The sequence below is a fragment of the Micromonospora sp. NPDC004704 genome, from assembly GCF_053601675.1.
Window position 1 is genome coordinate 1 of sequence record NZ_JBSGCD010000065.1, and the last position, 20,121, is coordinate 20,121.

The 20,121-nt window shown below is 71.3% G+C and carries 19 protein-coding genes; 9 read left to right on the forward strand and 10 right to left on the reverse strand.

Translation table 11 applies throughout. The features are described 5' to 3' along the window. Nucleotides 1-119: 119 nt before the first annotated feature. The 4 genes from ACWEFB_RS37500 to ACWEFB_RS37515 all read right to left on the reverse strand — a co-directional run bounded on the left by ACWEFB_RS37500 (nt 120) and on the right by ACWEFB_RS37515 (nt 4,386). A complete protein-coding gene (locus ACWEFB_RS37500) occupies nt 120-788 on the reverse strand; it encodes a response regulator (protein ID WP_452292985.1) in 669 nt (222 codons plus the stop codon). Between the two features lie 22 nt (nt 789-810). Beyond that, nucleotides 811-2,412 carry a histidine kinase gene (locus tag ACWEFB_RS37505; protein ID WP_452292986.1) on the reverse strand — a complete coding sequence of 534 codons (1,602 nt, stop codon included), beginning with the start codon at nt 2,410-2,412 and terminating at the stop codon, nt 811-813. A 65-nt stretch (nt 2,413-2,477) separates the two neighbouring features. After that, the gene (gene bioD / locus ACWEFB_RS37510) at nt 2,478-3,182 is read right to left on the reverse strand and encodes a dethiobiotin synthase (RefSeq protein ID WP_326562981.1); all 705 of its coding nucleotides are present in this window, start codon (nt 3,180-3,182) and stop codon (nt 2,478-2,480) included. Between the two features lie 67 nt (nt 3,183-3,249). Continuing rightward, entirely contained in the window at nt 3,250-4,386 is a 1,137-nt protein-coding gene (locus ACWEFB_RS37515; protein ID WP_452292987.1) for an 8-amino-7-oxononanoate synthase, read from the reverse strand. A 334-nt stretch (nt 4,387-4,720) separates the two neighbouring features. On the opposite strand from ACWEFB_RS37515, the gene bioB reads away from it, so the two are divergent. Further along, nucleotides 4,721-5,716, forward strand: a complete 996-nt coding sequence (bioB, locus tag ACWEFB_RS37520; protein WP_326560076.1) for a biotin synthase BioB — start codon at nt 4,721-4,723, stop codon at nt 5,714-5,716. Nucleotides 5,717-5,730: 14 nt separating this feature from the next. Next, nucleotides 5,731-5,940 carry a biotin synthase auxiliary protein BsaP gene (gene bsaP, locus ACWEFB_RS37525; RefSeq protein WP_452292988.1) on the forward strand — a complete coding sequence of 70 codons (210 nt, stop codon included), beginning with the start codon at nt 5,731-5,733 and terminating at the stop codon, nt 5,938-5,940. Nucleotides 5,941-6,005: 65 nt separating this feature from the next. Here bsaP and ACWEFB_RS37530 read toward each other — a convergent pair whose 3' ends face one another. The 3 genes from ACWEFB_RS37530 to ACWEFB_RS37540 form a co-directional block, all read right to left on the reverse strand. After that, nucleotides 6,006-7,721 carry a M16 family metallopeptidase gene (locus tag ACWEFB_RS37530; protein ID WP_452292989.1) on the reverse strand — a complete coding sequence of 572 codons (1,716 nt, stop codon included), beginning with the start codon at nt 7,719-7,721 and terminating at the stop codon, nt 6,006-6,008. Next, nucleotides 7,718-8,668 carry a hypothetical protein gene (locus tag ACWEFB_RS37535; protein WP_452292990.1) on the reverse strand — a complete coding sequence of 317 codons (951 nt, stop codon included), beginning with the start codon at nt 8,666-8,668 and terminating at the stop codon, nt 7,718-7,720. Before ACWEFB_RS37535 ends, ACWEFB_RS37530 begins: the two co-directional genes overlap by 4 nt. 160 nt (nt 8,669-8,828) lie before the next feature. Then, a complete protein-coding gene (locus ACWEFB_RS37540) occupies nt 8,829-9,437 on the reverse strand; it encodes a TetR/AcrR family transcriptional regulator (RefSeq protein WP_452292991.1) in 609 nt (202 codons plus the stop codon). 77 nt (nt 9,438-9,514) lie between these two features. On the opposite strand from ACWEFB_RS37540, the gene ACWEFB_RS37545 reads away from it, so the two are divergent. Then, complete coding sequence (locus ACWEFB_RS37545; RefSeq protein ID WP_452292992.1) at nt 9,515-10,426, forward strand: SDR family oxidoreductase; 912 nt, start codon at nt 9,515-9,517, stop codon at nt 10,424-10,426. A gap of 36 nt (nt 10,427-10,462) precedes the next feature. On the opposite strand, the gene ACWEFB_RS37550 is transcribed toward ACWEFB_RS37545, so the two are convergent. Then, nucleotides 10,463-13,384 carry a glycoside hydrolase family 9 protein gene (locus ACWEFB_RS37550; protein ID WP_452292993.1) on the reverse strand — a complete coding sequence of 974 codons (2,922 nt, stop codon included), beginning with the start codon at nt 13,382-13,384 and terminating at the stop codon, nt 10,463-10,465. 258 nt (nt 13,385-13,642) lie between these two features. Here ACWEFB_RS37550 and ACWEFB_RS37555 point away from each other — a divergent pair, with 258 nt between their 5' ends. The 4 genes from ACWEFB_RS37555 to ACWEFB_RS37570 all read left to right on the forward strand — a co-directional run bounded on the left by ACWEFB_RS37555 (nt 13,643) and on the right by ACWEFB_RS37570 (nt 17,563). Further along, nucleotides 13,643-14,686: a hypothetical protein gene (locus ACWEFB_RS37555; RefSeq protein ID WP_452292994.1), complete on the forward strand. Its 1,044-nt coding sequence runs from the start codon at nt 13,643-13,645 to the stop codon at nt 14,684-14,686. A gap of 5 nt (nt 14,687-14,691) precedes the next feature. Continuing rightward, on the forward strand, nt 14,692-14,889 hold the full coding sequence (locus ACWEFB_RS37560) for a hypothetical protein (protein WP_452292995.1): 198 nt from the start codon (nt 14,692-14,694) through the stop codon (nt 14,887-14,889). A gap of 159 nt (nt 14,890-15,048) precedes the next feature. Then, nucleotides 15,049-16,617, forward strand: a complete 1,569-nt coding sequence (locus tag ACWEFB_RS37565) for an aldehyde dehydrogenase family protein (protein WP_452292996.1) — start codon at nt 15,049-15,051, stop codon at nt 16,615-16,617. A 61-nt stretch (nt 16,618-16,678) separates the two neighbouring features. Next, nucleotides 16,679-17,563, forward strand: coding sequence for a hypothetical protein (locus ACWEFB_RS37570; RefSeq protein ID WP_452292997.1), 885 nt, complete (start codon nt 16,679-16,681; stop codon nt 17,561-17,563). 51 nt (nt 17,564-17,614) lie between these two features. Here ACWEFB_RS37570 and ACWEFB_RS37575 read toward each other — a convergent pair whose 3' ends face one another. Beyond that, nucleotides 17,615-18,055 (reverse strand): DUF6924 domain-containing protein, encoded by a 441-nt coding sequence (locus ACWEFB_RS37575; RefSeq protein ID WP_452292998.1) that lies wholly within the window; start codon nt 18,053-18,055, stop codon nt 17,615-17,617. Next, nucleotides 18,052-18,447: a hypothetical protein gene (locus ACWEFB_RS37580; RefSeq protein WP_452292999.1), complete on the reverse strand. Its 396-nt coding sequence runs from the start codon at nt 18,445-18,447 to the stop codon at nt 18,052-18,054. Before ACWEFB_RS37580 ends, ACWEFB_RS37575 begins: the two co-directional genes overlap by 4 nt. Before the next feature lie 169 nt (nt 18,448-18,616). Here ACWEFB_RS37580 and ACWEFB_RS37585 point away from each other — a divergent pair, with 169 nt between their 5' ends. Both ACWEFB_RS37585 and ACWEFB_RS37590 read left to right on the forward strand, forming a co-directional pair. Then, nucleotides 18,617-19,099 (forward strand): NUDIX domain-containing protein, encoded by a 483-nt coding sequence (locus ACWEFB_RS37585; RefSeq protein ID WP_452293000.1) that lies wholly within the window; start codon nt 18,617-18,619, stop codon nt 19,097-19,099. 49 nt (nt 19,100-19,148) lie between these two features. Beyond that, complete coding sequence (locus ACWEFB_RS37590) at nt 19,149-19,799, forward strand: HAD family hydrolase (protein WP_452293001.1); 651 nt, start codon at nt 19,149-19,151, stop codon at nt 19,797-19,799. Nucleotides 19,800-20,121: the final 322 nt, after the last annotated feature.

Here is a 20,121-nt window from a genome sequence, read left to right on the forward strand (position 1 = left end):
ACCCCGCCAGACACTGGACTGGGCCACCCCAGCCCAGCGCCTGGCACAACTCATCACCGCTTAACGATTGCACTCACCACTTGACCCCAACGCCCCCGGCGGCGTCGCTAACTTCATGATCAACGGGGTAGGGGTGGGGGCGGGGCGGGGAGGTTGGCTTCGTGGGCGATTATGGCGGCTTGGACGCGGTTGCGGACGTTTAGGCGGGTGAAGATGGTGCTTAGGTAGCCCTTTACGGTTCCTTCTACCAGGTAGAGGCGGCGGGCGATTTCGGCGTTGGAGAGGCCGGCTCCGACCAGCGCCAGCACCTCGCGTTCCCGTTCGGTGAGTGCCGAGGTCAGCTCCCGGGCCGCCGGGCCCCGTGACATCCGCTCCCCGCCGATGGTCAGCACCCGCCGCGCCACGGCCGGCGACAGGTACGCGGCACCGTCGGCGACCGCCCGTACGCCGGCGATCAGTTCCCTCGGGTCGCCGGACTTGACCAGGAACCCACTGGCCCCGTCACCGATCGCGCGAGCGATGTAGTCGTCCTCGCCGAACGTGGTCAGCATGACCACCTCGGTCTCCGGCACCAACCGGCGGATCTCCGCCCCGGCGGCGAGCCCGTCCATTCGGGGCATCCGGATGTCGAGCAGCGCCACCCGGGGCCGGTGGGCGCGGACCAGTTCAACCGCGGCCCGACCGTCGGCCGCCTCGGCGACCACCTCTATCTCCGGGTCGGTGGCCAGGATCGCCCGTACCCCGGCGCGGATCATCGCCTCGTCGTCGGCCAGCAGGACCGGGATCATCACATCTCCTCGTGAAAACAGCTCAGCCGGGCAGTTCGTCCTTGGCCACCAGCAGCCCGTCCGCGAAACAGAGCCGGTACGCGGGCAGCGCCAACGGGAAGTTACCGTCGGTGTAGAACTCGCAGGCGGCGTTGGCCGGTGCCGGACCGGTGTTCTTGGCCAACCCCTGTGCCTGCCGGCCGGGCAGCATCGGAGCCAGTTCGGTACGCGGCGCACCGATCCGCAGCCGCTCGAACTCGGACCGGTGCAGCACCGAGTCGAACGTGACGAACGGGTAGTAGACCAGCGACAGCATGGCCGCGATCGCCAGCGGGGCGGTGACCGCCACCAGCAGGCTGCGCCGGACCCGCCGCCGCTGTGCGCGTAGACCGCCGTCGTCGGCGGTGGCACCGGCAAGCGGTCGTACCGTCGTGTCGGGGTCGGCGGTGACAGCGTCGGCGACCAGCGGCAGCCGGGCGACCACCGCGAACCCACCGGCGTGCGGCCCGGCGGCCAGGGTGCCCCCGGCCAGCCGTACCCGTTCGCGCAGGCCGAGCAGCCCGGTGCCGGCCGAGACCGGTACGGGCAGCGGCCCGGCCGGCGGCCGACCGTTGTGCACCCGCACCTCGATCCACTCCACCGTCCGGTCGACCTCGACCGTCACGGGGGCACCGGGGGCGTACCGGGCGGCGTTGGTCAGGGCCTCCTGGACCACCCGGTGCACCGCCCGCCCGACCATCACCGGCAGCTCGGGGCCGGCGTCTTCCGGGTGCTGCGCGTCGCGAAGACGGGCGGGATGCCCACCGGCGCGGTCCGGCCAGCGCAGATCGACCGCGAGACCGGCCGCCGTCGCCCGGTCGACCAGTTCGGTGACGCTCTCGTCGACCGGCCGGGTCGGTGCCGCACCCGCGTCCTCCCGGAGTACGCCGATGATCTCGCGGAGCCGGTCGGTGGCGGCGGCGACGCTGGCCCGGAGTTCACCGGCGGCGGCCCGTTGCCCGTCGTCCAGGCCGGGGGCGAGTTCCAACGCCCCGGCGCGCAGCGCGATCAGGCTCAGGTCGTGGCCGAGCGAGTCGTGCATGTCCCCGGCGATCCGTGCCCGTTCCCGCATCCGTACCCGTTCGGCCGCACCGGCCTGCTCCCGTTCGAGCAGTTCGGCCCGGGCCCACCCTGCCCGGACCAGTTCGCCGTGCTGACGCCGGTAGCGGCCGAGCAGCCAGGGGAACACCCCGGCGAAGAGCAGCATGGTGGCAAGCAGGAACCAGGTGGACAGTGCGCTCTCCAGCACCCAGAGGTTCAGGCCGGTGCCGCCCGCCGCGATCACGGCGAAGACCAGCCCGGCCGGTCGGGCCCGTGCCATCCGCAGACCGGCGAGGTAACTCAGCACCGGGATCGCGAACAGGAAGTTGCCGTCCAGCAGGGTCGGCGTGATCACCAGGACCAGGGCGACCAGCGGTTGGCGCCGGCTGACCGCCACCGCGATCCCCAGCAGGAGCGGCTCGGCGACGAGCAGCACCGGGTCGTACGGTCGGGACGGTGGGCTGGCCAGCGCCGCGACGATCGGTGCGGCGAGCGCCGCCCAGAGCAGCAGGTCCAGCACTGCACCCCGCCGCCGGTCCCCCAGGCCCTGCCACCAACCCACCACCCGGCCAGGCTACGCGGCGCCGGACCGGCCCAGACACCGACGAAAGTCAGGTAGCGCGGGGTTAGTCAGTGCACGTCGTCGGCCCAGGTGCGCCAGTCGTCGAGGACGCCGTACAGGGCGGGGGTGAGCCAGCCGGGCGCGGACCGCCGGAACACGCCGGGATCCATCCCGCCGGCCCCGTCCGGCAGTGCGCCGACCATGTTCGGCACCAGCTCGCTGAGGTTGGCCCAGTGGACCAGTTCCGGCTCGTTCGGCCAGGCCCCGAGGACCACCCCGGCCGGGACCGCCCGCCGTTCCAGCGCCTCCAGGGTGAGCGCGGTGTGGTTGAGCGTGCCCAGTCCGGCGCGGCTGACCACCACCGCCGGGGCCCCGAGCGAGACCGCGAGGTCGGCGACGGTCCACGGCTCACCGGAGGGGCGTACGCCCATCGGCACCAGGAGTCCGCCGGCTCCCTCGACCAGCACCAGGTCGTGCTTGTCGGCTTCGGCCCGGACGGCGTCGACGACGGCGTACAGCTCCAGGGGTTCCATCGCCGCGACCCGCGCCGCGGCCAGCGGGGCGAGCGGTTCGGGGAAGTTGGCCAGCGTACGCGCGGTCAGTGGGGCGGCGAGCCGGTTCACGATGTCGATGTCCGACGGAGCGCCGGTGACCGTACCGGTCTGGCCGGGTTTGATGACCGCGACCCGCAGCCCGGCCGCCTGGGCGGCGGCGGTGATCGCCGCGGTCACCACGGTCTTGCCGACGTCGGTGTCCGTGCCGGTGACCAGGATCGGGCCACGCCAGGAGGTGGTGCTCACCGGGCACCCGCCAGGATCGGGCCACGGCACGCGGTTCCGCTCACGGGGCACACTCCACGATCACGTCGAGGGCCCGGTCGAAGTCGGCCCTCGGTACCCCGGTGTTGATCGTCAGGCGGAGCCGGGACCGACTGTCCGGTGTGGATGGTGGGCGGAAGCAGCCGACTGCGACGCCCCGGTCCAGACAGTCGGCGGCCCAGGCGGTCGCCGCCTCGGGTCCCGGCGCGGTCACCGAGATCACCCCGGCCGCCGGTGCCGACACGTCCAGTCCGGCCAGGCCGAGGCGGCGCACCGCCGTGGTCGCCCGGTCCGCCAGCTCCGCCCGCAGCGGATCCCCGGACCGCGCCAGCCCGGTGGCGGCGAGCACACCCGCCGCCACGGCCGGCGGCAGCGCGGTGTCGTAGATGAAGGTCCGGCCGGTCTCCACCAGGTGCCGGACCAGCTCCGCCGGGCCGGCGACGACGCCGCCGGCCCCACCGAGCGCCTTGGAGAGCGTCGCGGTGATCACCACGTCCGGTGCGCCGGCCAGACCGGCGTCGACCACCGCGCCGGCTCCACCCGGACCGCGTACGCCCACCGCGTGCGCGTCGTCGACCAGCAGCAACGCGTCGTGGCGGCGGGCCACCTCGTGCAGCCTCGCCAGCGGGGCGAGATCACCGTCGACGGAGAAGACCGACTCGGTGACCACCACCGCCGGACGCCCCGGTGCCGCCGCCAGGGCCGCCTCGACGGCGTCCACGTCGTTGTGCGGGGTGACCATGGTCTGCGCGCCGGACAACCGGCACCCGTCGATCAGCGAGGCGTGGTTGTGCGCGTCCGAGACGAGCAACGTACGCGGGCGGACCAGGGCGCGTACGGCACCGAGGTTGGCCAGGTAACCGGAGGAGTAGACGAGTGCCCGCTGCGCGCCGAGCCAGTCGGCCAGGGCCTGTTCCAGGGCGGTGTGCAGGTCGGTCGAGCCGCGTACCAGGCGTGATCCGGTGGCGCCCAGGCCGTACCGGTGCAGGGCCTCGGTGGCGGCGGCGGTGACCTCCGGGTGCCGGGCCAGCCCGAGGTAGTCGTTGCCGGCGAGGTCGGTCACCGGGTCCGTGGCGCCGCGCGGGCGCAGTTGCCGGGTCAGCCCCGCCTTGGCCCGTAGCTGGGCACGCCGGTCGAGCGCCTCCAGCCACTTCGCCACGTCGACTCCTCGTCTGCCCGTCCCGCGCCGGGACCGCCCGACCCGTCCCGCGCCGGCCCGATCACATCCGCGACCATTCGACCCGTCCCGACCGGCGAAAATTACCACTTCGCCGGGCGCCGACCCGGAAGGCGGGCCGTACGCCGGACCGATCCACGGGGAGCCGGGGCCGGGCGACGGTCACCTTAGCCGGTTCGGGCGGGCGGCACGACGGGGCCGGTTCCGGTGCTGGTGACGGCGGCTGCGGCGGGACCGGTCGCGGGGCGCACGGACACGACCACCCGGGGAGCCGGCGGCTCCCATCGATGGCCGAACCGCCTTGTAGGGTACGACCATGCCAGAGATCCTCGACCGGGCGCGTGCCCAGGTGCTCGGTGAAGGCGTCGGTCTCGACGAGGCCGGTGTGCTCGCCGTGTTGCGCCTTCCCGACGAGCACCTGCCCGCCGCCCTCCAACTCGCCCACGACGTGCGGATGCGCTGGTGCGGGCCGGAGGTCGAGGTCGAGGGCATCGTCTCGCTGAAGACCGGGGGGTGTCCGGAGGACTGCCACTTCTGCTCCCAGTCGGGCCTGTTCGCCTCCCCGGTCCGGTCGGTCTGGCTGGACATCCCGTCGCTGGTCGAGGCGGCGAAGCAGACCGCGAAGACCGGTGCGACCGAGTTCTGCATCGTCGCCGCCGTACGCGGCCCGGACGCCCGGCTGATGAAGCAGATGCGCGAGGGTGTGGCCGCGATCCGGGCGGAGGTGGACATCCAGGTCGCCGCGTCGCTCGGCATGCTCAACCAGGAGCAGGTCGACGAGTTGGTCGACATGGGTGTGCACCGCTACAACCACAACCTGGAGACCTGCCGGTCGTACTTCCCGAACGTGGTGACCACGCACTCCTTCGAGGAGCGGTGGGAGACCCTGCGGATGGTGCGCGAGTCCGGCATGGAGGTCTGCTGCGGCGGCATCCTGGGTCTGGGCGAGTCGGTGGAGCAGCGGGCCGAGTTCGCCGCGCAGCTCGCCGAGCTCGACCCGCACGAGGTGCCGATGAACTTCCTGAACCCGAGGCCGGGCACCCCGCTCGGCGAGCAGCCGGTGGTGGAGGGCAAGGACGCGTTGCGGGCGATCGCGGCGTTCCGGCTGGCGATGCCGCGTACGATCCTCCGGTTCGCCGGTGGCCGGGAAATCACCCTCGGTGACCTCGGCACCCGTGACGGTCTGCTCGGCGGGATCAACGCGGTGATCGTCGGCAACTACCTGACCACCCTGGGCCGTCCGGCAAACGCCGACCTGGACCTGCTCGACGAGCTGAAGATGCCGGTCAAGTCCCTCTCCGCGACGCTCTGAGCGACGGCGTACCGATGGTTTCGAGCGGAGCAGACCCGACAACGGCGGTGTGGTGCGACCGGTGCGGCCGGTCGACCGGGGACGGTTCGCACGAGGGCTGCGCGGCGGCCCGTGCACTGGAACCGCCCCGGTTCTGCCCCCAGTGCCGGCGCCGGATGAAGGTGCAGGTCCTCCCGACCGGCTGGTCCGCCCTCTGCGTCGAACACGGCGAAACCCACCAGTGAGCCCCGATCGTTGATCATGAAGTTAGGGCATCCCCGAGGCGCTCGGGGATGCCCTAACTTCATGATCAACGGGTTGGTTGGGAGGGCTGGCGTGAGCGGCGGCGGTGGTGGCGGGGGATCAGGAAGATCGGTAGTGCGACGGTCGCGGTGAGGATCCAGGAGAACACCACCAGGCCCCAGATGAAGGCGTCCGCCTCCTCGGTCACGAACGCGCCCAGCGTCATCAGCAGCGCGAACCCGCCCACCCCGACGGTGGCGATCCCGCTCAGCACCAGCCCCACGACGGCCAGCCAGCCGTACGGTCGCAGCGGCGGCTTCGCCACCGGTTGCGCCGGTCCTGGTACGGGGATCGCCTCCGGTGCCCTCGCCGGCATGTCGACCCGGAGGCTGGCCGGTATCCGGTGGTCGAGCATCCGGACCGTGTCCGGGTGGAGCTGGAACAGGGTCGGCTCGATCCGCATCCCGATACCGTCCAGCCCGATCACCTGGCGGGCCCCGTCCGGCCAGGCCAGCATCGCCGCCGTCTCGGTGTAGGGGACGCTGAGCGGGCCGCCCGGTCCGAGGTAGCTGACGCCGTCGGGGCCGAACCGCAGCTCCCCGTTCCCGTCGATCGAGGTGTACGACGTACCCGGCAGCGCGTGGGTGGAGCGGGTCGGCGCCTCGGCGAAACCGGCCCAGTCGGCGCGGCAGCCGTCGGGCACCATCAGCAGCGCCGAGGACATCGCCTCTTCCGCGACCCGGTGCAGGTCGGTCACGGTGACCTGCTTCAGCTCGGCCCGGTACTCCTCCAGGGTCAGGTTGGGCGCCCCGACCAGGAGGTTGAAGGCGAACCCGGGCAGCCGGGCGGCGTGCACCGCGGCGGAGCCGAGGGCGTCGGTGACCTTGCCGACGTGCGCGTCGAGGTCGGCCTGCTCGATCCGGCCGACCTTCAGTTTCGCCAGTACGTCGACAAAACCCCCGAGCACCGCCCACTGCTTCTCCGGCAGCGCGTCGGCGAGGGCGCGCAGGGTGGCGTACTCGCTGTCGCGGGGCTCGTAGACGGCGGTGGCGGTGTAGGAGAGACCGCCCTCCTGGCGCAGCGAGCGGAACAGTTCCCGTTCCAGTACCTCGGCGAAGACACCGGCGGCGGTGTCCCGGCGGACCACCGCGTCGAGGGCGACCGCACGGGAGCCGCTGGTGAAGTAGGCGGGGGTGGTCGGCAGCGCGGACGACGGGGTGGGCACCGGGTGCCGGGTGCCGTTCGGCAGCGGGAGGCGCAGTCCGGCGGGGACCCGGGCACCGGCGATCCACAGGACCGCGTTCTCGCGGGTGAAGTACCGGCCCGCCCAGGTCCGCAGATGCTCCGGGGTGAGCATCGAGAGCCCGAACTCGGGGTAGCTGGCCAGCCCGTGGTCGCGGGCACCGTGCCGCCACAGCGGCACCGGGTCCATCGCTCCCGACGACCGGCTGCTCCATTCCGTACGAAGGATCTCCTTCTCCAGGTCGAGCCGCTGCATCGGCAGATCGTGCAGGTTGCGGCAGACGGCGGCCAGGAAGTCGGCGATGTCCTGCTCGGAGCCCTGTAGTTGGAACCTGGTGACGGCCGGTCCGGTGGCGCCGTTGAAGTGGTAGTCGGCGAGCCCGATCGGCGCGAGTGCCAGGTGCTCCAGCAGGTGCGTCACGCCGCTGCGGGCGAGCGTCTCGTCCGCGGTGCCGACCCGGAAGGCCAGTCCGGCCTGCATCGGCCCGTCGGTCGGCGCGAGCAGCGTCGGTACGCCGTCCACCTCGAGCTGCTGGATCATCGCGCGCCACCCTTCGCGTACGCGTCCGCCCGGAACCTCTGGAACTGCTCGGTGGCGTCGCCGAGGTAACCGAACATCGCCTCGCTACCAAGGTTGCCGAGGGCGGAGAACTGGGCCGCCGCCGCCTTGTGGTCCCCCATCAGCCCGAAGGCCATGGCGAAGGTGCTCCGTACGCCGACCCAGCCCCAGTCGTGCCGGAATCCGGGGTGCCAGACCGAGCGCCGGGCGGCCTCCTGGATGCTCTGCCAGACCGGCATGGTGAGCAGGTACTCGCCGGCCTGCCGCAGGGTGTCCGATTCGAGTGCCTGCTCCAGGTGCGCGGTCACCACCAGTACGCCGTGGTGACCGCCCTCGGGCGCCGCGTTCATGCACTCGCGGGCAAAGGTGTGGACCGCTTCCCAGGATCCGCCCCACTTCGGGCAGAGCTTCTGCAGCAGCGACTGCTGGCCGGACAGATGGTGCGGCTCGTGACGGGCGAGCCGGTCGTAGCGGCGCCGCGCCTCCGACTGACCCATCTGCAGGCCCATGGCGGTGGTGAGGCGCCAGTCCCAGGCGGTCACGTACGCGGGGTGTCGGGCGGTGACGTCGATCAGGATCTGCTCGGCCTGCCGCAGGTACGCGTGGAGCTGGTCGAACTGCTCCCGGCTGACCTGGTTGGCCCGCTTGTCCGTACGGATGCTCCAGCCGGTCACGACGAGGCAGGCGGCGAGCAGGGTGGCCGGCAGGGCTTCACCGGGCTGCCGGGCCACCTCCGAACGGAGGAAACCCTCGATTCCCGGGTGGTCGCTGGCGTTGTTGACCAGGTGCGAGACCGTTTTCGCGTCGCGCCCGTCGAAGAGCTGCTCCACGGCCGGCCAGTCGGCGCCGGTCAGCGCCGCGCGCAGCCGGTTGACCTCGGGGAAGGCGGCCCCGGGGTCGAAGTCCGGAGCGGGAAGGGGTGCGGGCACTGCGGGATCATAGGTGATCACGATGACGGCTTGGGTCCCCTGTTGCACAGACCGGACAGGGGTCGGATCGACGCCCGACTCCTGATCCGGGAGCGGCACGAGCAGGGACAGCACACCCGTCGGGTTGGGTGTGCTGTCCCGTGCCGTACGGGTCAGGGATTCAGGAACGTCGGCGGTACGGGACGAGCAGGAACCGCAACTGCCCCCGGACCCGCTCCCCCAGCGCCCCCCGTGGTTCGAGCGCCCAGGTGATCATCGTTCCGTTGTACGCGGTGAGCAGCGCCTCGGCGAGCCCGTCCAGGTCGACCCCGGCCGTACCGTCGTCGACAGCGATCTCCCCGGCCTGCGCCGCTTGCGCCAGCAGGTCACGGATGCCGGCGCGCAGGGCGACGGTGAAGTCCCGGGCCTGGGCGTGCAGTTCGGGGTCGGTGAGGTCCATCATCAGGAAGGCCACGTGGTGGGCCATCTGTTCGTGCCGTTGGACGCCCCCGGTCAACCCGACCAGGACGTTCTCCAACCGATCCAGCACCGACACGGTGCCGTCGCGCGAGTCATGGAACGCCCGCGTGACGTCGTGCACCCCGCGCCGGGACACCGCGACCAGCAGCCCGTGCTTGGAGCCGAAGCGCTTGACCAGGGTGGCCGGTGACGCGCCGGTACGGTGCGCGACATCGGCCAGGGTGAGTGCTCCCGGACCGAGGTCGGCGATCGCCGAGGCGGCGGCGGCGAGAATCTGGTCGTCGGTGAACGCCAGGGGGCGGGGACTCATGGGCGGCAGTCTAGTTGATAGTAAATGAACCAGCACTTACTATCGGCCGAGCATCCGACGGAAGGCAGGCAGGCCCGATGAGCACTCCCGAACAGCCCCTGACCGGACAGGTCGCCCTGGTGGCGGGCGGCACCCGAGGCGGCGGCCGGGGCATCGCCGTACAGCTCGGCGCGGCCGGCGCGACGGTCTACGTCACCGGACGCAGCAGCCGGGCCGGGCGCTCGGACCTGGACCGCCCGGAGACCATCGAGCAGACCGCCGAGCAGGTCACCGCCGCCGGTGGCACCGGCATCCCGGTCCGGGTCGACCACGGCCAGCCCGACCAGGTCCGGACCTTGGTCGACCGGATCTCCACCGAGCAGGACGGTCGGCTGGACGTCCTGGTCAACTGCGTCTGGGGCGGCGACCCGCTGACCGACTGGACGAACCCGCTCTGGCAGCAGGATCTCGACACCGGCCTGCGGCTGCTGCGCCAGGCCGTCGACACCCACATCATCACCAGCCGGTACGCCCTGCCGCTGCTCGTCGCCGCTGGGCGCGGGCTGGTGGTCGAGGTGACCGACGGCAACACCGCCCGCTACCGGGGCAGCGTCTTCTACGACCTGGCCAAGTCAGCGGTCATCCGCCTGGCCGTGGCCCAGGCCGCCGAACTGCGGCCGTACGGGGTGACCGCGGTTGCCATCACCCCGGGTTTCCTGCGCTCGGAAGCCGTACTCGACCACTTCGGGGTGACCGAGGCGAACTGGCGGGACGCGATCGCCCAGGACCCGCACTTCGCCGAGTCCGAGACTCCGGCGTACCTCGGTCGGGCCGTCGCCGCCCTGGCCGCCGACCCGGAGGTGCTGGCCCACACCGGCCGGGCCCTCTCCACCGCCGCCCTCTACCCGAGGTACGGGTTCACCGACGTCGACGGCACCCAACCCGACTTCCCCGCCTACTGGGCCAGGGCCCTCGAAACCGAACACGGCCCCCTGGGCGACCCCCTCTGAGACCCCGCGCGGGCACGGGGTCTCAGAGGGCCGGGGTCAGGTGAGGGTGCAGGGGGAGCCATTGAGGGTGAAGGTGGCGGGGCGGGGGTTGGTGCCGGTGTGGGTGGCGTTGAAGCCGAAGGTGGTCGACGCGCCCGGCGCCAGGGTGCCGTTGTAGGAGAGGTTGGTGGCGGTCACCGAGGTGCCGGTCTGGGCGACGGTGGCCGACCATGCCTGGGTGACCCGCTGGCCGGCGGTGTACGCGAACACCAGCGACCAGCCGGTGAGCGTGCTGCTGCCGGTGTTGCGTACGGTGACGCTGCCGGTGAAACCGTTGCTCCAGTCGTTGGTGGAGTAGGTGACCGCGCACGCCCCCGCCGGAGCACTCGGCAGGGTGGTCACGCCGACCGGTGCCGACGCGGCCGAGACGTTGCCGGCCAGGTCCACCCCGACCACGTAGAACTGGTACGCCGTCGCCGGCGTCAACCCGGTCACCCCGAGCGTCGCCGCGACCGGTGACCCGACCAGCACATCCGTCGCCCCCGCCTCCCGGTACACCCGGTAGCCGGCGAGGTCCCCACCCGAGGACGGTGTCCAGGTGAGGGTGAGGCCGGTGGCGGTGACCGCCGAGGCGACCGGGGTGCCCGGCGTACCGGGTGGTGTGGTGTCACCGCCCCCGCTTCCGGTGGTGACCGCGACCGGGGTGGAGCCGGCCGACCGGTTCCCGGCACCGTCGCGGGCCACCACGTAGAACTGGTACGCGGTCGCCGGGGTCAACCCGGTCACCGCCAGCGACGCGGCGACCGGTGACCCGACCAGCACGTCGGTCGTCCCCGCCTCCCGGTACACGTCGTAACCGGCCAGGCCGCTGCCGCCGGTGTCGGTGGACGGGTTCCAGGTCAGCGTCACTCCGGTGGCGGTCACGGCCGACGCGACCGGGGTGCCGGGCATGGTCGGCGCGGTGGTGTCCGGGGTGGTCGGGCCGGGCTCGGTGCCCCAGACCCGTACGCCGCCCTCGTAGAGCGGCACGTTCGGGTTCGGCCCGACGGCGGCCTGGTACGACGGGTCGTTGGCCGAGTTCCAGGTCCCGCCCTCCGGTACGCCGATCTTGAACTGGACCTCCATCCGGTGCGCCGACTGTCCGGCCGGGGCGATCGTGTACCCGGCGCAGTTGACCTCGACGTACCAAAGGTCGCCGGAGGCCTGGCGGGCGGTGGTCGGTGCCGGGCACCCCTGGGTGTATCCGCTGGTCACCTCGATCGCACTGGTGCCCTCGCGGCGGAAGTAGTAACGGAAGGTGGCGGCCTTGAGGGCACGGGCGGGGAAGGCCGACTTGTTGTAGACGATGGCCTTGATGCCGGTCGACCGGGTCTCGTTCTGCATCATCGTGGTTTCCACGGTCAGCTCGTCGATGTCCGGTGTCTCGGGTTGCGGGAAGGCGGAAAGCGGGGTGCCGCCGTACTCGGAATAGAGCCGGACCAGCGCGGACGTGAAGCCGGCGTTGTAGTCGGTGGCGACCTCGTTCATCACGTAGTCGCCCCGGCTGTCGGTGTACGCGTCGTTCGGCGCGGACGGGCCGCCGACGAGGGCGCCGTAGAGCACGTGCCGGGTTTCCACCGGTACGGTCTGGCTGTCCCACCAGGAGCCGTGCGCGGTGCGGTGGTGCGGGTTGCGGGGCGAGTTGGTGCCGAAGCCGATCAGATAGCTGGAGTTGCGCGGGTTGTCACCGAGGGCGTAGTTGATCTGCTTGACCGCGAAGTCGTGGTAGCGAGTCTTGCGGGTGGTATCGGTGGTCCGGTCGGCGTAGACCAGGGCGGCGAAGGCGGTGTTGGCCGCGTAGCGCAACGCCCCCCAGGTGTCGAGGACGGCCATCCCGCCGGGTGAGGTGCGCACCTTCTCGCCGTTGACGCCGACGGTCCAGTAGTCGAGCCACCGGTTGGCGTCGTCGACGTACTTCTGCCGGCCGGTCAGATTGGCCAGCAGGACGTAGGTGCCGAACTGCTTGTTGTCCCAGGCCACGGTCCACTTGTAGAGCCGGGTGGTGGACTGCGGTTCGGTGCCGAGGCGGTCGTACTCGGCTTCGGCCTTGGCCAGGTAGGCGGCCTCGCCGGTGGCCCGGTGCAGCCAGATCGCGCCCCAGACCAGTTCGTCCTGGTAACCGCTCCAGGAGCGGTAGAAGCTGGTCACGTCGGTGATGCACTCGTGGTAGGCGCGGCGGACGGTGTCGGCGAAGGTGTAGAGCTGGCGGGCGTGGCTGACCAGCCGGTCGGCGTAGGTCGGGTCGGTGGGCCGGAACACCATCGAGGAGGCGGCCATCGCGGCGGCCGTCTCCCCCGCCAGGTCCGCCCCGCCACAGCTCGCGTCGATCTTGTACGCGGGCCGCGCCATCGGCATCACCTCGGCCGGCCCCCACCACTTGTGGTCGTCGTCGCCCTTGCCCACCTGTCCATAGAGGACGTTGGCCGACGGGTGCGCCTTGATGAAGTAGTCGTTGACGAAGCGCAGGTTGTTCAGCAGGTGCGGGAGCTGCCCGGAGGCGGTGTAACCCGCCCGGTACTCGACCGCACCCCAGGCGAGCATGGTGGCACTGAACGCCATCGGGAACCCGAACTTGACGTGGTCGCCGGCGTCGTACCAGCCGCCGGTGAGGTCCAGGCCGGCGTCGGCACCGTCGGTGAGGGCGGAGTCGCCGCGCCAGGAGACCCGGTTCCAGTCGGGCAGCGTGCCGCTCTGCTGGGCCTCGTAGAAGAACAGCGACTTCTGCAACGCCTCGGCGTAGTTGTACGCGGGCGCGGCGACCACGGGACCGGGCGCGGCGGCGGCCGGTGGACTGGTCGGGCCCGCGTGCAGGAGGGCCGCTGCGGTTACCGTGAGTAAGCCGAAAGTGGCGAATCTTCGGTACCACCGTCCGGGCCGGACCCTACCGGTGGGCCGGGCAAGTTGACCATTTGGCCAGGTCGGCGCGATGCTGGGCAGCACTAGACTCGCTCCTGTCCGTGGAGCCGCGCGCGGCAACGCGTAGCGGAGGACATTGGAGGGGCGGATGTGGGCGCATCCGCCCTTTCGCTATGTCATCGACCCGTAGTGCGCGGCGGCAGCTTGGTGGGGTTCCGACGGAGGCGCGGGAGCGCTCCCATGGATGTCCAACAATGTAACCGCCGCGTTGCCGCTTTGTGAAGAGCGACCGACACCGATGGCTCGGCCAGCGGTGTTGCCCCGCCTGGCTACAGTCCTGCGATGCCCGTCCCGTACCACCGGCTCCGCCGGTTCGCCGTACTCGCCCCGGTCACGGCGCTCGCCCTGGTCGCCACCCTGGCCGGGGCAACCCTGGCCGTACAGGCGCACACGCCCAGCCCGCTGACCCGGACCGACGCCGAGGTGGTGGACGACGCCCTGCCCCGGCTGGAGTTCCTGCGCCGCTCCCTCAACGACGGTTCCGCGCAACGGATGCAGCAGCTCTTCCCGGAGGGCTACCTCTTCCTGCACGCGCTCTACGGCCTGTCCTGGGTCGACGTCGGCACCCGGTCGGCCGCCCACCGGGACCGGGCGCTGACCGAGGCCCGGCGGGCCCTGGCCGAAGTCGACTCCGACGCCGGACGGGCCCCGTTCTCCCCCGCCCTCGACCCGCCGTACGGGGTCTTCCACGCCGGGTGGAGCAACTGGCTGCGGGGCGGGGTGGTACGCCTCGCCGGCGGCCCGGCCGGTGCGCCCGCCGAGGCCGAGCGGCTCACCACCGACGCCGCGGCCCTCGCCGCCGCCTTCGACCGGCAACTGGGCTCGACCGGCTCGCCGTTCCTCACCGCCTACCCCGGTCAGGCGTGGCCGGTGGACAGCACCGTCGGGCTCGCCGTGCTCCGGCTCACCGACCACCTCGCGGGGACGGACGCGTACACCGAACTGATCCGGCGGTGGCGGACGGCGACCGACGAACGACGCGACCCGGCCACCGGGCTGCTCCCCCACCGGGTCGACCCGACGAGCGGTCAGCCGGTCGAGGGCGCCCGCGCCACTCGCAGACCGTGGCACTGCGCTTCCTGCGCGAGGTGTTCCCGGCCGACGCGACCCGCGACTGGGCCACCTTCCGTACCCGGTTCGCCTCGACCGTGCCCGGCGCCCCCGGCCTGCGCGAACACCCGCGCGGCGTCGACCTGCCCGGCGACGTGGACTCCGGACCACTCATCCTCGGCCTCTCCGCCTCGGCCAGCGTCGTCGCGCTCGGTGACGCGGTGCTCTTCCGCGACCGGCGTACCGCAGCCGCGCTCACCGGCCTGGCCGAGGTAACCGGGATGGCCGTCGAGATTGGCGGGCAGCGCCGCTACCTGGGCGGGGTGCTCCCGGTCGGTGACGCCTTCCTCACCTGGTCGGTCACGGCCACCGGCTGGATCGTGCCGACGACCGAGTCGACCGCCCCGGTGGGCGGACCGTCACCATGGTGGCGGTTGCCCTGGCTGCTCCTCGCCTGGTGGCTGGTCCCGCTCGGTTGACCGTGAACGACTGAGCGCGGACGACCAACGGGTGGGCGGATCCGTCCTGGGATACGAGCGTACGGTTGCCGCCGACCAGCGGCACGCGGGACAGTACGCGCAGCTCAGCGGTGCCACCGAAGCTGCCGCTCCACTGGAAACGATCTCCAGGAGGCAGCGATGGCACTACGCCTCGCCGACGGCACCGAATGGCAGCAGACCCTCGCCCGCGGGGTCGCCACCACCCCCGAAGCGTTCGACCCCGCCACGTCCGGCGTCGTCACCCTGCGCAACCTGATCCAGGGTGCCTGGCAGTCCGTCGGCACCCCGACCCCGGTGCGTACCCCGATCGACAACACCGTGCTGGTCAACCTGTCCCGGCTGAGCGCCGTCTCGGCCCAGGCCGCCGTCGCCTTCGCCGCCGACGAACACCGCGACTGGGCGATCCTGCCGCTGTCCGACCGGAAGGTCCGGGTCACCGAGGCACTGGACGAGCTGACCGTCCACCGTGACCTGCTGGCCCTGCTGCTGGTCTGGGAGATCGGCAAGCCATGGCGGCTGGCCTGCGCCGACGTCGACCGGGCACTCGACGGAGTCCGGTGGTACGTCGACGAGATCGACCGGATGCTCGCCGACGGTCGGGAGCCGCTCCCCGGTCCGGTCAGCAACATCGCGAGCTGGAACTACCCGATGAGCGTCCTGGTCCACGCCGAACTGGTGCAGTTGCTCGCCGGCAACGCGGTCATCGCCAAGACCCCGTCCCAGGGCGGCGCGGTCTGCCTGACCGTCGCGCACGCGCTGATGCGCCGGGCCGGTCTGCCGGCCACCCTCCTCTCCGGCGGCGGCGAGGAACTCTCCGAGGTGCTGGTACGCGCACCCGAGATCGGCGCGGTCGCGTTCGTCGGCGGCCGGTCCAACGGCGGCAAGGTCGCCGCCGCGCTGCTCGACTCCGACAAGCGGCACTTCATCGAGCAGGAGGGGCTGAACGCCTGGGGCATCTGGGAGTTCTCCCAGTGGGACATGCTCGCCAAGCACCTGAAGAAGGGCTTCGAGTACGGCAAGCAGCGCTGCACGGCGTACCCCCGGTTCGTGGTGCAGCGTGACCTGGTCGACCGGTTCCTCGACATGTACCTCCCGGTCGTCCGCTCCGTACGCTTCGGCCACCCGCTCGCCGTCGGTGACGACTGGGTCGACGGCGACGCCCTGCCGGAACTGGACTTCGGCCCGCTGATCAGCGGCGCCAAGGCCGACGAGCTGCGCCGCAAGGTCGAAGAGGCGGTACGCGGCGGCGCGATCCCGCTCTACCGTGGCCGCCTCGACGGGGCACCGTTCCTCGACGGCCAGGACACCTCGGCGTACGTGGCACCCTCGGTGCTGCTCGCCCCGCCCGGACGGTCCCGGCTGATGCACGCCGAGCCGTTCGGCCCGGTCGACACGATAGTGGTGGTCGACACCGAGGACGAGCTGCTGGCCGCGATGAACGCCTCCAACGGGGCACTGGTCGCGAGCCTCGCCTGCGACGACGAGGACGAGGCGGCCAAGCTCGCGGTGGACCTCCAGGCGTTCAAGGTCGGCATCAACAAGCCCCGCTCGCGCGGCGACCGGGACGAACCGTTCGGTGGGCGCGGCGCCTCCTGGAAGGGCGCGTTCGTCGGCGGCGACCTGCTCGTGCACGCGGTCACCCAGGGCGGCTCGGACCAGCGGCTCTACGGCAACTTCCCCGACTACAACAGCTACCCCGCCACCTGACGCAGGGGTCGGTCGGACACTCGGTGGCACGTCCGCCTGCGGACCCACGGAGAATACGAACATGGAGATGGATCTCAACGCCGCGATCTCGTTCGTACAGACCCATGGACGCGTACTCGACCGGCGACGCCTGGGTCTGTTGCTGGGCGACGGTTCGCCGGGCGACGTGCTCGCCGCGCTGGATGCCTACCGCAACCCGGACGGCGGCTATGGCTGGGCGTTGGAACCCGACCAACGGTCGGCAACGAGTCAACCCGTGGCGGCCATGCACGCCCTGGAGGTCCTTGCCGACATCCGGGACACGAAGAGCCGGCGACCCGTGGAACTGTGTGAGTGGCTCTCCGGACACACCCTGCCCGACGGGGGTGTGCCGTTCGGCCTGCCGTGCTCCGACACCGCGGGCAGCGCGCCGCACTGGGTGGAAGCCGACGCGACGGTGTCGTCCTTGCAGATGACGGCGCAGCTCGCCGCCCAGGCCCATCGGCTCGCCCGACACCGCGCCGACATCGCGGCACATCCCTGGCTGACCGCCGCCACCGCCTACTGCCTGGAGCGGATCGACCAGATCGACGACGCCCCGCACGCCTACGAACTGATGTTCGCGATGCGCTTCCTCGACGCAGTCACCGGACATGACCGCCGGGCCCGTGCGCTGATCGACCGGCTCATCCCCTACCTGGTCAGCGATGGCCCGACCCCGGTGACAGGTGGCGCGGAGGGCGAGGTGCTGCACGTACTGGACTTCACACCGTACGCGGACGCACCCTCCAGGACGTCGTTCACCAAGGACGCCATCGCGGCGGACCTGGTCCGGCTGGCCCGCCGGCAGGAGCCCGACGGCGGGTGGACCGTTGACTACACGGTCCACTCCCCCGCGGCCGCGCTCGAGTGGCGTGGTTACACGACGGTTCAGGCCATCGCCACGCTGGAAGGCGCTCCCCTCTGACCGTCAACCGGCTGCCCACGCCTGCCGCGCGCCCTCCGTCGCCGACCGGCCTCAGTGCCTCTGGTCATCATGTGGCTGTTGGACCTCGTCGAAGCCACGATAGGTGCCGGACTCGTCCGCCGCGTCGGCAAACTCGTCGAAGCCCATGTTCGCGATGCTCAGGTTGGCCGAAACGTCGGCATACCAACGAGGCGGTACGCGGAACGTACGGCCGGGTTCGGTATAGAGGTCGACGGCGAGAAGTGGACGCTCTTTGTCAACCATCGTGATGGCATCCGCAAGGAAGAGGTAGGTCAGCTTGTCGTCGTCGGCAGCGGCCATGTCCGCATCGATCAGAGCCCGGACGGTCACTTTGGAGTAGGTGACGTCACTGACACAGGTTGCACCTCCCGCTTCGGTGGCCTGTATGACTTCGCCCCATGCTCCGTCGTCGCCGAAGTCGACCCGCAGAATCAGCGATGTCAGGTCGTCGGGTTGAGGCAGGGAGATCACGTCGATGATCCTTCCATCTCGTCCGCGGACATCCGGCTGACAGTCCTGCCGGCCTCGGTCTCCACCAGCGTCAGAGCACCGGCCCAACTCGGACCATCCGGGTACTCCCAACTGGCCGGGTCCGCCAGTACCGCCGGCAGGTGGTCCCTCGACACAGGTTCGCCGTACGCCAGGCCCTCCCGACCGTCATTGACCACCGACACGTAGCGGCGCAACTCCATCCAGCCGCTGTCCACCAACGTCAGCAGAACGGAGGCAAGTTCGGACAGCGACGGCTCGGGCTGAGCGGGATCCAGGTCACCGAGCACCCCGGGCAGCAGGTCCATCTCGAAGGAGTTGATGAGGAACGCTCGCTCGACATGCGACAGGCGTTGCCACTCGTTGAGGCCCACCAGCAGATCATCACATGCCGCTCGGAGCCCCGACGGACGCGTTTCATCGTTCCGCCTCGCACCTGCCGCGCGGGCAACGGGTCCGCCGACCGCGCGACGGAATGCCTTCTGAAGTACGGGCGCATCGATCAAGAATCGAGAAGCGCCATCCCTGTGCTCCAATCCCGTCATGCATATCGTCGTCTGCGGTGCGCTGGTGGAGAACGGGGCGGTCCTGCTGGTACACCGCAGCCCGACCCGCCGGGCGTACCCGGATCTCTGGGACCTGCCCGGGGGGCACGTCGAAGCGGGTGAGTCGGAGCTACAGGCCCTCGCGCGTGAGATGCACGAGGAGCTGGGAGTTCACATTGCGGCGGAGTCCTCGTCACGGTTGGGCGACCTGCGTGCCGGCAGTGGCGAGGACGCCGTCCGCGTGGGCGTCTGGCACATCCGAGACTGGGTCGGCTCGCCCACCAACGGTGCACCTGAGGAGCATGACGACATCGCATGGGTCGGAATCAGCGAGCTGGCCGGTCTTCCCCTCGTGTTCGGCGCGCTGCCGGCATTACTGCGTGCCCTGCCCGAGCCTGACCGGCTGCCTCGTCGCGGCGAAGCACGGACAACCGCAACGCCGAGCGGCCCGTGTGGCGACAGCGATCCCGCACCTCCGTGAACAGGTGAGCGCCGCCGCGTCCGCCACCCATTCCCGCTAGTCTCTTTGAGTGATCAATCCGATCGAGCTTGTCATCTTCGACTGCGACGGAGTGCTGGTCGACAGCGAGCGCATCGCGGTCCGTGTCCATGTCGCGGTGGGCGCGGACCTGGGCTGGCCACTTAGTGAGGCGGACGTGGTCGAGCGGTTCGTCGGCCGGTCCAGCGCGTCCATCCGGGAGCTGATCGCCGTCCGCCTCGGGCACGATGTGGCCGGGACCTGGGCGGAGCGGTTCGAGCTGGCGCACCACCAGGAGGTGGACGCCGGACTGACCGCGGTCGAAGGGATCGCCGACGCGCTCGACGCGATCAGCCAGCCGACATGCGTGGCCTCCAGTGGTACGCACGAGAAGATGCGGCACACCCTGGGCCGCACCGGACTGTATCGCCGCTTTGCGGGCCGTATCTTCAGCGCGACCGAGGTCGCCCGCGGCAAGCCCGCCCCCGACCTGTTCCTGCACGCGGCGGCGAACATGGGTGTCCCGCCTGCGGCGTGCGTCGTGGTCGAGGACAGCCTGTACGGCGTGCAAGCGGCCCGCGCCGCGGGCATGCGCTGCCTCGGCTATGCGGGCGGACTTACCCCCGCCCGTCGACTTGAGGGCTCCGCCACGGTGATCTTCGACGACATGCGCAAACTGCCGGCCCTGCTCGACGAGGTCTGAGAGCGTGCGACTGCGACAACCTCCACCGCGGCAGGGGCGAAGTCGAGTACGATCCGCCGTCCGCCTGCCGGTCCGAGTTGCCGGGGAAATACCCGCCGGAAGCTGAGAACGAACGTTGTACGCCGGTGGATAAGCGGTTCCCCGAACGTCCGCTCGGCAGATCAGGATGTCGAGCGACGACAGAGGCCGCTACGGTGCGGTGATGGTGGGCTGCGCGCCGCCGCGCACGGTCGGCGGCTACTTATCTACTGGTGTTACGACCGCAGCCCGGCCAGGCTTGGTCGAGGTGACCGGCGGGGTCGCTCTTTCGGCGGCTGCCCAC